The following is a 7,259-nucleotide window of genomic DNA, read 5'->3' as shown; positions in this document are numbered from 1 at the left end:
AGCGGGCACCGACCGCGATCGGCGGCTGCGCACGAGCAGGTGGAGGAAGTACGGCGTACCGACCATCGCCGTCATGAGTCCGGCGCCGAGCTGGGCCGGGGCGATCACCGTACGGCCCAGAAGGTCCGCGACGCAGACCAGGGTGGCGCCGAGGATCACCGCGACCGGTATCACCCGCACATGGCGCCTGCCCACCAGCGCACGGGCCGCGTGCGGTGCCACCAGCCCGACGAATCCGATCCATCCCGCAGCGGAGACCGCGGTCGCGCTGAGGAGGACGCTCACCACGAGGAAGCCCAGTCGCTCCCGGGGCAGACCGATGCCGAGCAGTCTGGGCGTGTGGTCGTCGAGGGAGACGAGGTCGAGTTCCTTGCGGCGTAGGACCGCGATCGCCAGACCCACGGCGAGTACCGCCGCGAGAGGCAGCACGTCCGGCACGGTCCGCCCGTACGTGGACCCCGAGAGCCAGGTGAGGGCCTTCGTCGCGTTGAACGGGTCGGTGAGCACGATGAGCAGGCTGATCACGGCGGAGGACGCGGTGGCCATGCCGATGCCCACGAGGACGAGGCGGTTCTGCTGGAAACCGCCGCGTGCCGCGAGGCCGAAGACGACGGCGGCGGTGATCGCCGCGCCGGCGAGCGCGGCCCCCGCGATGCTCCACGACCCGGCCATGGGCACGGTGGTCACCAGAGCCACGGCACCGAGGGCGGCCCCGCCGGAGACGCCGAGGACACCGGGCTCCGCGAGCGGATTGCGGGTCACGGCCTGCACCAGCGTTCCCGACAGGGCCAGTGCGGCGCCTGCCAGAAGTGCCGCGTAGACGCGGGGGGTGCGGGTGTCGAGGACGAAGGAGATGCTCTGACCGGCTCTGCCCTGCATCCAGTTGACGACATCGCCCAGCAGCAGCTTGCTGTCGCCGAGCAGCACGGCGGCGATCGTCACACCGACGAGGACCGTCGTCAGGACGGCCGTGGTGGTCAGGAAGGTCGCCCGGCTCCTGATGCGCAGGCGGTCGGGTGCGGCCGCCGCGGTGGTGTCCCGGAGCCGTGTCGCCATCACGACCAGGAACAGGGCGCCGACGAGGCTGGTGACGACGCCCGTCGGGACGGCGACCGCGGTGTCCGCGGGCACGAGTGCCCGCAGCAGCACATCCGATCCGAGCACCAGCGCGGCTCCCGCCAGGCCCGCGAGCGGCATGCTCGCACGGCCCCGGGTGAACGCGCGGAAGCGTCGCGCCAGGGGACGCACGAGTGCGGGCGCGCACAGGCCGACGAAGCCGATCGGCCCGGCGAGCGTGACCGCGGCCGCCGAGAGGAGCGACGCGAGCACCACCACGGTGACGCGCGTCGTCCGGACCCTGACCCCGAGGCCGCGCGCGGCGTCGTCGCCGAGTGCCAGGGCGTCGACCCGACGGGCGATCAGCAGCAGCCCGACGAGCGCGGCAGCGGCGACGGGTGCCATCTGCACCACGCCGTCGAACCCGTTCTGGCTGATGCTGCCCTGGTTCCACTGATAGAGCCCCTCCGTCTGCCGGGGGAACAGCAGGAGGAGCCCCTCGGTGATGGAGGTGAGGCCGAGGGTGAGGGCGGTACCGGCGAGAACGAGCCGGACGGTGCCCGCGCCCAGGCCCGCCAGCCCGAGGACGATGCCCGCCGCCGCCAGAGCGCCGACGAACGCGACGCCCGCGGAGGCGAACAGGGGGAGACTGATGCCGGTGACCGCCATCAGCCCGAGCGCGAGGTAGGAACCCGCGTTCACGGCCAGGGTGTCGGGTGAGGCGAGGACGTTGCGGCTGACCGCCTGAAGGGCGGCGCCCGCCATGCCGAGCACGGCCCCGACAAGCAGTCCGGCGACCATCCTCGGCAGCCGGGACGCGATGACGACGGAGGCGTCGCCCGCGTCCGCCCGGCCGGTGAGAGCCTTGAACACCGCGTTGGCGTCCGTCGCGGCGGTGCCCTGTGTGATGTCGATGGTCGCGAGAACCGCGAGTGTCAGGAGAAGAGCGGCGGTCACCGCTGCCGGGCCCGTCCGGGACGGGGCCGGCGACGAACGAGCCGCGGATTTCGTAGCGGTGACTGCCATGGTCCTACTTCTTCGTGAGCGCCTGGACGACCGCGTCGATGTATGCCTCCATCGACTCGGTGCCGCCGAACATCCAGATGCCGTCGGGCAGCCGGTGCACGTCGCCGGACTTCACGAACGGCAGGGACGTCCACACGGAGTTCTTGGCGAGGGCGCCGGTGAACGGCGTGCTCGACGCGTCGTCCTTGTTGGCGATGTAGGCGAACTGGACAGCGCCGAGCTTGGTGAGTCCCTCGACGTCGGTGGCGGCCAGACCGTAGCTCTCGTCGCCCTTGACGCTCCAGGCGTTCTTCAGGCCGACCTTCTCGTTGACGGCGCCGAGGAGCGAACCGCTGGTGTAGGGCCGGATCGAGACCTGGTTGGAGGCGACGTAGCCGTCCGCGAAGGCGAACCGGGTGCCGGCGAGCCCGGCCTTGTCGAGCGCCTGCTTGCCCTCGGTGAGCTTGGCCTCGAACTCCTGCTTGAGCTTTTCGGCCCGTGCCGTGGTGCCGGTGGCCTTCGCGATGACGTCGAGGTTCGCCGTCATCCGGCCGATCGGGTCGGCCGCCTCGGCGGAGCGCACCTGGAGCACGGGCGCGACCTTGCGGAGCTGCTTGACGGCGGCCGCCGGCAGGTCGTGGGTGGCGACGATGAGGTCGGGCGACAGGGAGGCGACGGCGTCCATGCTCGGCTCGCCGCGCAGGCCGATGTCCTTGGGCTCGTTCTTCAGCGGAACGACGGTGTCCCAGGCCTTGTAGCCCTTGACGTCGGCGACGCCGACGGGGTCGACGCCGAGGGATATCAGGTGTTCGACGACGTTCCACTCGGTGCCGACGACCTTCTTGGCGGGGCCGTCGAGTTGCACCTTGGCGCCGGAGGCGTCGGTGAGGGTGATGGGAGCGGCGGTCTTCTTCACGGCGTCCGCGGCGGGCTCGGTCGTACCGCAGGCGGACAGGGCGAGGGCCGCGGCGGTGGCGGCTGCCGCGGTGATGAGGAGGCGTCTCATGAGGTGGCGCTGGGCCTTTCACTTCGTGTGTGGTGTCGGCCGATCGCGCGGGTGCGCAGCCGGCCCGTCAGTGGGTCGTGGGAGATCTCGATGCGGATGCCGTACGTGGCCGTCAGGCGCTCCGCGGTCAGGACGTCTTCAGGGCTTCCGTCGGCGATGATCCGGCCCGCATCGAGGAGCATGATCCGGTCGGCGACGGCCGCCGCCTGGTCGAGGTCGTGCAGCACGACGCCGACGGCGATGCCGTGAATGTCCGTGAGGTCGCGTACGAGATCGAGGAGTTCGACCTGGTAGCGGAGGTCGAGGTAGGTCGTCGGCTCGTCGAGGAGCAGCACACCCGTCTCCTGCGCGAGGCAGCCGGCGAGCCACACTCGCTGCAACTGCCCGCCGGAGAGGTTCTCGGCGCCGCGGTCGGCGAGTTCGGTGACACCGGTCATGGCGAGTGCTCGGTCCACGGCGGCACGTCCGTCGGGGTCCGCACCGCCCCAGCGTCCGCGGTGCGGGTAGCGGCCGAATTCGACGAGGTCGCGGACGGTGAGCCCGCTGGGAGTGGGGCGGCCCTGCGTCAGGAGGGCTACGCGGCGCGAGAACTCACGCGGGCTCAGCGCGAAGCCGTCGGTGTCGCCGTCGATGGTGAGCGTGGCAGTCCGCGGCTCCTGAAGGCGGGCCAGCGTGCGCAGGAGGGTCGACTTCCCGCTGCCGTTGGGGCCCACCAGGGCCGCCACTTCGCCGGCCCGAAGGGTTACGGACGCGTCGTGCACGACGTCGTCGCCGTCGTAGGCGACGGTCACACCTGTGGCCGACAGGGCATGGAGGGAGACCCTCGTGGCCGCTGAAGTTTCTGCGTCAACTGTCACGAGGTGAAGGTTAGCCTAGCCTAAGTAGTGCCCTGCGCCCGCGGCTACTGCTGTGACCAGGGAGGCCGCGGGGGAGGCGTCAGTTGCGGCGCAGCACCCGGTTCGCGGAGGTCGCGGCGACCGTCGCCAGGAGCCAGCCCGCGCAGATCAGCAGAACCGCGATCCACTGGAGGGGCCCGTCCGCCGCGTAGAAGCGGTCCTGCCCGAGATCGGTGAGCGGGATCAGCAGATCGAGTGTGTAGAGCGGGGCGTTGAACGCGGGGTACGGCCCGTCGCCGACCGGGCTCGGACGGTGCACGGAGAACACGGTCGCCCCGAGCGTCAGGAGCAGAACGAGCAGCCAGACGGCCCGGCTGGGCAGATAGCCGTAGCCGATCACCAGGTCCTGGAGCAGCCCCCAGAGCCGCTGGGGGAGCGGCAGTGTGGAACGCAGCCGCCGGTGCTTGGCGAGCAGCACCGACCGTGCGTCGGTGTCGCGGCCGATCCGTTGGTAGTGGGCCGCGAGTTGCTCGTACGGCTGGGGGGCGAACCCCGCGGGGTCCCGCATCAGCCAGGACAGCCGCTCGGCGGCGCGGGCGGGGCCCGGCAGCGCGTCGTAGTGGAGTCCGTCGAGGACAAGGGCCGCCGGCCAGGTGGCCGGATCGTCACGCAGAACCCCGAGTGCGGCGAAGCTCAGGTCGACGCGGCCGCCCGGCGCTTCCCGCAGTCCCAGCGACAGTTCGGGGGTGCCGACCCGCCGGAGGATCAGTGCGTCCTCGCCCTCGGGTGGGGAGATCGCCGCGCCCGCGAAGGAGATCCGGCTCGCGACGGAAGCGCTGCTGAGCCAGACGGTGCCGTGTGCGGTGAAGCCGCCCGAGCAGTCGATACGGGCGCCGACCACGAGGTTGCGTGCCCGCACCGCGATGCCCTCGTGGCCGGTGAGCTCGGCGCCGTCCAGTTGCAGCGAACCGCCGATCCTCGCCCCCGACAGTTCCAGCGTCCCCACCGCGACGAAGCCGTCACGGGCGTGCAGGTCCCCGCCCACCTGGACGCGGAAGGCCTTGACCGCCGGGCCCAGGGGATTGTCCACCCGGGCGCCGTCCAGATTGACCGTCCCCCGGATCTGGGTGTCGCGCAGGTCCATGCAGCCGTTCACCAGTACGCCGGCACCTGCCTGGATGTTGCCCTCGACGGTGGCGCACACCAGACCCAGGGCCGCCTGGCCGCGTTCCGTGCCGCGTCCGGTCAGCGTCGCCTCCTCGAGGTGGAGGGAGCCGCCGATGGTGGCCCGGTAGAGGTTGGTCGGCCCCTCGTTGACGAAGCCCCGGTCGAGGTGGACGCTCCCGCCGACGACGAGTTCGGGGGCGCGGAGGCGGGCTTCGGGGCCGAGCAGCCGCGCGCCGCGGAATCCGAGGTACTCCTGGACGTTCGCACTGTGGAGAAGCACGGCGCCGTCGCAGACCAGGCCGGCTGCGGACAGGCCCATCGCGACGCTGAGTGATTGCGCGTCCAGAGCCGGGCGCCCGGGCGGGCCCCCGATCCGGGAGTCGTCGAGGCTCAGCCAGGCGCCGACCCTGAAGGAGCGCAGGTCGAGCGTGCCGTCCACGACGCAGTCGACGATCTTCACCTCGCGGGCGGTCGCCGCGCCGGTGGCCACGATGCCCGGCACCTCGCACCCGACGAGTACGAGAGCGTTGACGCGGGCGCCGCGCATGAGGAGGGGGCTCGTGAAGGTGCATCGATGCATGCGCACGGGCACACCGATGTCGGCGTCGGCCAGGTCCAGCGCCCCGGTGATCCGGGCGCCGCGCAGATGGAGTCTCGCCGACTGACCGCTCTCCGGCTCGGGAGCGGTGAGGAGCAGCGATCGCACGGCGTCAGCCCCGACCTCGCCGACGTCGCACCACTCGCCGCGACGGTACTGCTGCCACATGTGCTGCTCGTCCGCGGTCCAGTGCGCGGGCGGTCTGGGGGGCGACGTCACGCGTGCGGGGCCTCTCCGGTCCGGGTACGTCGAGCGGTCGCGATGTCGCTGCCGCGGTGCAGCACAGTGTCATGCGTTTCAACCGCCGGGCAAGGGGACGAAGTTGGGCCCGGTGCGGCCGGCACCGCATGCCGCCCTGGACGTCCGCGGGGAGGCCCGGCACCGGATTCCCGGGACTGCTTCCTTCAGGCCGGTTTGCCCGTACGAGTCGACAGATGTCGGCCCCGGGGCGACGTACGATCTCCTGTGTGACCAGCAGACCCGACCCGGCGCCGAACCTGCGCGATCTCGCCCGCCTGCGCCGCGTGCGCGACCGGATGGACCGGGAGTACGCGCAACCGCTGGACGTCGAGGCACTCGCCCGGGGCGTGCACATGTCCGCCGGGCACCTCAGCCGCCAGTTCCGGCAGGCCTACGGCGAGTCGCCGTACAGCTACCTCATGACGCGGCGCATCGAGCGGGCGATGGCACTGCTGCGGCGCGGAGACCTCAGCGTCACCGAGGTCTGCTTCGAGGTCGGCTGCTCGTCGCTGGGCACCTTCTCCACGCGGTTCACCGAGCTCGTCGGCATGCCGCCCAGCACCTACCGGGAGCAGGCGGCGAGCGCGACGGCGGGGATGCCGTCGTGCGTGTCGAAACAGGTGACCAGGCCGGTCAGGAATCGAGAAGCGCGGTCTCCGGGCCGCGACTAGCGTGACGGCCATGGACATCACCATTCACGCGAGCTTCCTTCCGCAGGACGACCCGGACGCCGCCCTGGCCTTCTACCGCGACGCCCTCGGCTTCGAGGTCCGGGGCGACGTCGGATTCGACGGGATGCGCTGGATCACGGTCGGCCCCGTCGGCCAGCCCAGCACCTCCATCGTCCTGCATCCGCCGGCCGCGGACCCCGGGATCACCGACGACGAGCGCCGCACCATCACCGAGATGATGGCCAAGGGCACCTTCGGGAGCATCGTCCTGTCAACCCCCGACCTCGACGGCACCTTCGCACGGCTCCAGGCGACCGACGCGGAGGTCGTCCAGGAGCCGACCAAGCAGCCCTACGGCGTTCGCGACTGCGCCTTCCGCGACCCGGCGGGCAACCTGCTCCGTATTCAGGAGCGGAGCTGAGCCGCGGGGCTGTCCGGCCCACGGCCTGAAGGGGCGGCAGCGGCGAAGGCCGAGGCCGTCCGGATCCGGGGCCGGTACGAGCCGGTCCGTCGTACCCGGTGCTGCTGTCCTCGGTCGGTGCCGCCGTCCTCGGCCGGTACGGCTGGAGCTGTCGGCCCCGCCGCCCGCCCCCCAGCAGGCACACCGGCCGCAGGCGCAGCAACCGAAACGGTGTGGATGGCGTCATCGTCGGGTCGAGTGGTGCGAGCCCGTCCGGCGC

General features: G+C 71.9%; 6 protein-coding genes. 2 read left to right on the top strand and 4 right to left on the bottom strand.

The window, feature by feature from the left end:
• The 4 genes from ACFWU3_RS36225 to ACFWU3_RS36210 form a co-directional block, all read right to left on the bottom strand.
• A partial coding sequence (locus tag ACFWU3_RS36225; RefSeq protein ID WP_384445847.1) for an iron ABC transporter permease occupies positions 1-2,082 on the bottom strand: 2,082 nt, incomplete at its 3' end.
• A gap of 4 nt (positions 2,083-2,086) precedes the next feature.
• Positions 2,087-3,067, bottom strand: coding sequence for an ABC transporter substrate-binding protein (locus tag ACFWU3_RS36220; protein WP_384445845.1), 981 nt, complete (start codon positions 3,065-3,067; stop codon positions 2,087-2,089).
• A complete protein-coding gene (locus tag ACFWU3_RS36215) occupies positions 3,064-3,924 on the bottom strand; it encodes an ABC transporter ATP-binding protein (RefSeq protein ID WP_384445843.1) in 861 nt (286 codons plus the stop codon). The genes ACFWU3_RS36220 and ACFWU3_RS36215 overlap by 4 nt, the downstream gene beginning before the upstream one ends.
• Before the next feature lie 79 nt (positions 3,925-4,003).
• Entirely contained in the window at positions 4,004-5,887 is a 1,884-nt protein-coding gene (locus ACFWU3_RS36210; RefSeq protein ID WP_384445842.1) for a hypothetical protein, read from the bottom strand.
• Between the two features lie 248 nt (positions 5,888-6,135).
• Here ACFWU3_RS36210 and ACFWU3_RS36205 point away from each other — a divergent pair, with 248 nt between their 5' ends.
• Together ACFWU3_RS36205 and ACFWU3_RS36200 are read left to right on the top strand one after the other, a co-directional pair.
• Positions 6,136-6,579 carry a helix-turn-helix transcriptional regulator gene (locus ACFWU3_RS36205; RefSeq protein WP_327677088.1) on the top strand — a complete coding sequence of 148 codons (444 nt, stop codon included), beginning with the start codon at positions 6,136-6,138 and terminating at the stop codon, positions 6,577-6,579.
• 10 nt (positions 6,580-6,589) lie between these two features.
• Positions 6,590-7,000 (top strand): VOC family protein, encoded by a 411-nt coding sequence (locus ACFWU3_RS36200; RefSeq protein ID WP_313942272.1) that lies wholly within the window; start codon positions 6,590-6,592, stop codon positions 6,998-7,000.
• Positions 7,001-7,259 lie beyond the last annotated feature (259 nt).

The organism is Streptomyces sp. NPDC058685 (genome assembly GCF_042714725.1).
Taxonomy (GTDB): domain Bacteria; phylum Actinomycetota; class Actinomycetes; order Streptomycetales; family Streptomycetaceae; genus Streptomyces.
The sequence above is the reverse complement of the archived record's forward strand: the minus strand, read 5'-3'. Positions and strand labels throughout refer to the sequence as shown.

Coding starts and splice junctions, on each gene's coding strand:
- ACFWU3_RS36200 (WP_313942272.1), top strand. CDS start 6,590: ATGGACATCACCATTCACGCGAGCTTCCTTCCGCAGGACGACCCGGAC.
- ACFWU3_RS36220 (WP_384445845.1), bottom strand. CDS start 3,067: ATGAGACGCCTCCTCATCACCGCGGCAGCCGCCACCGCCGCGGCCCTC.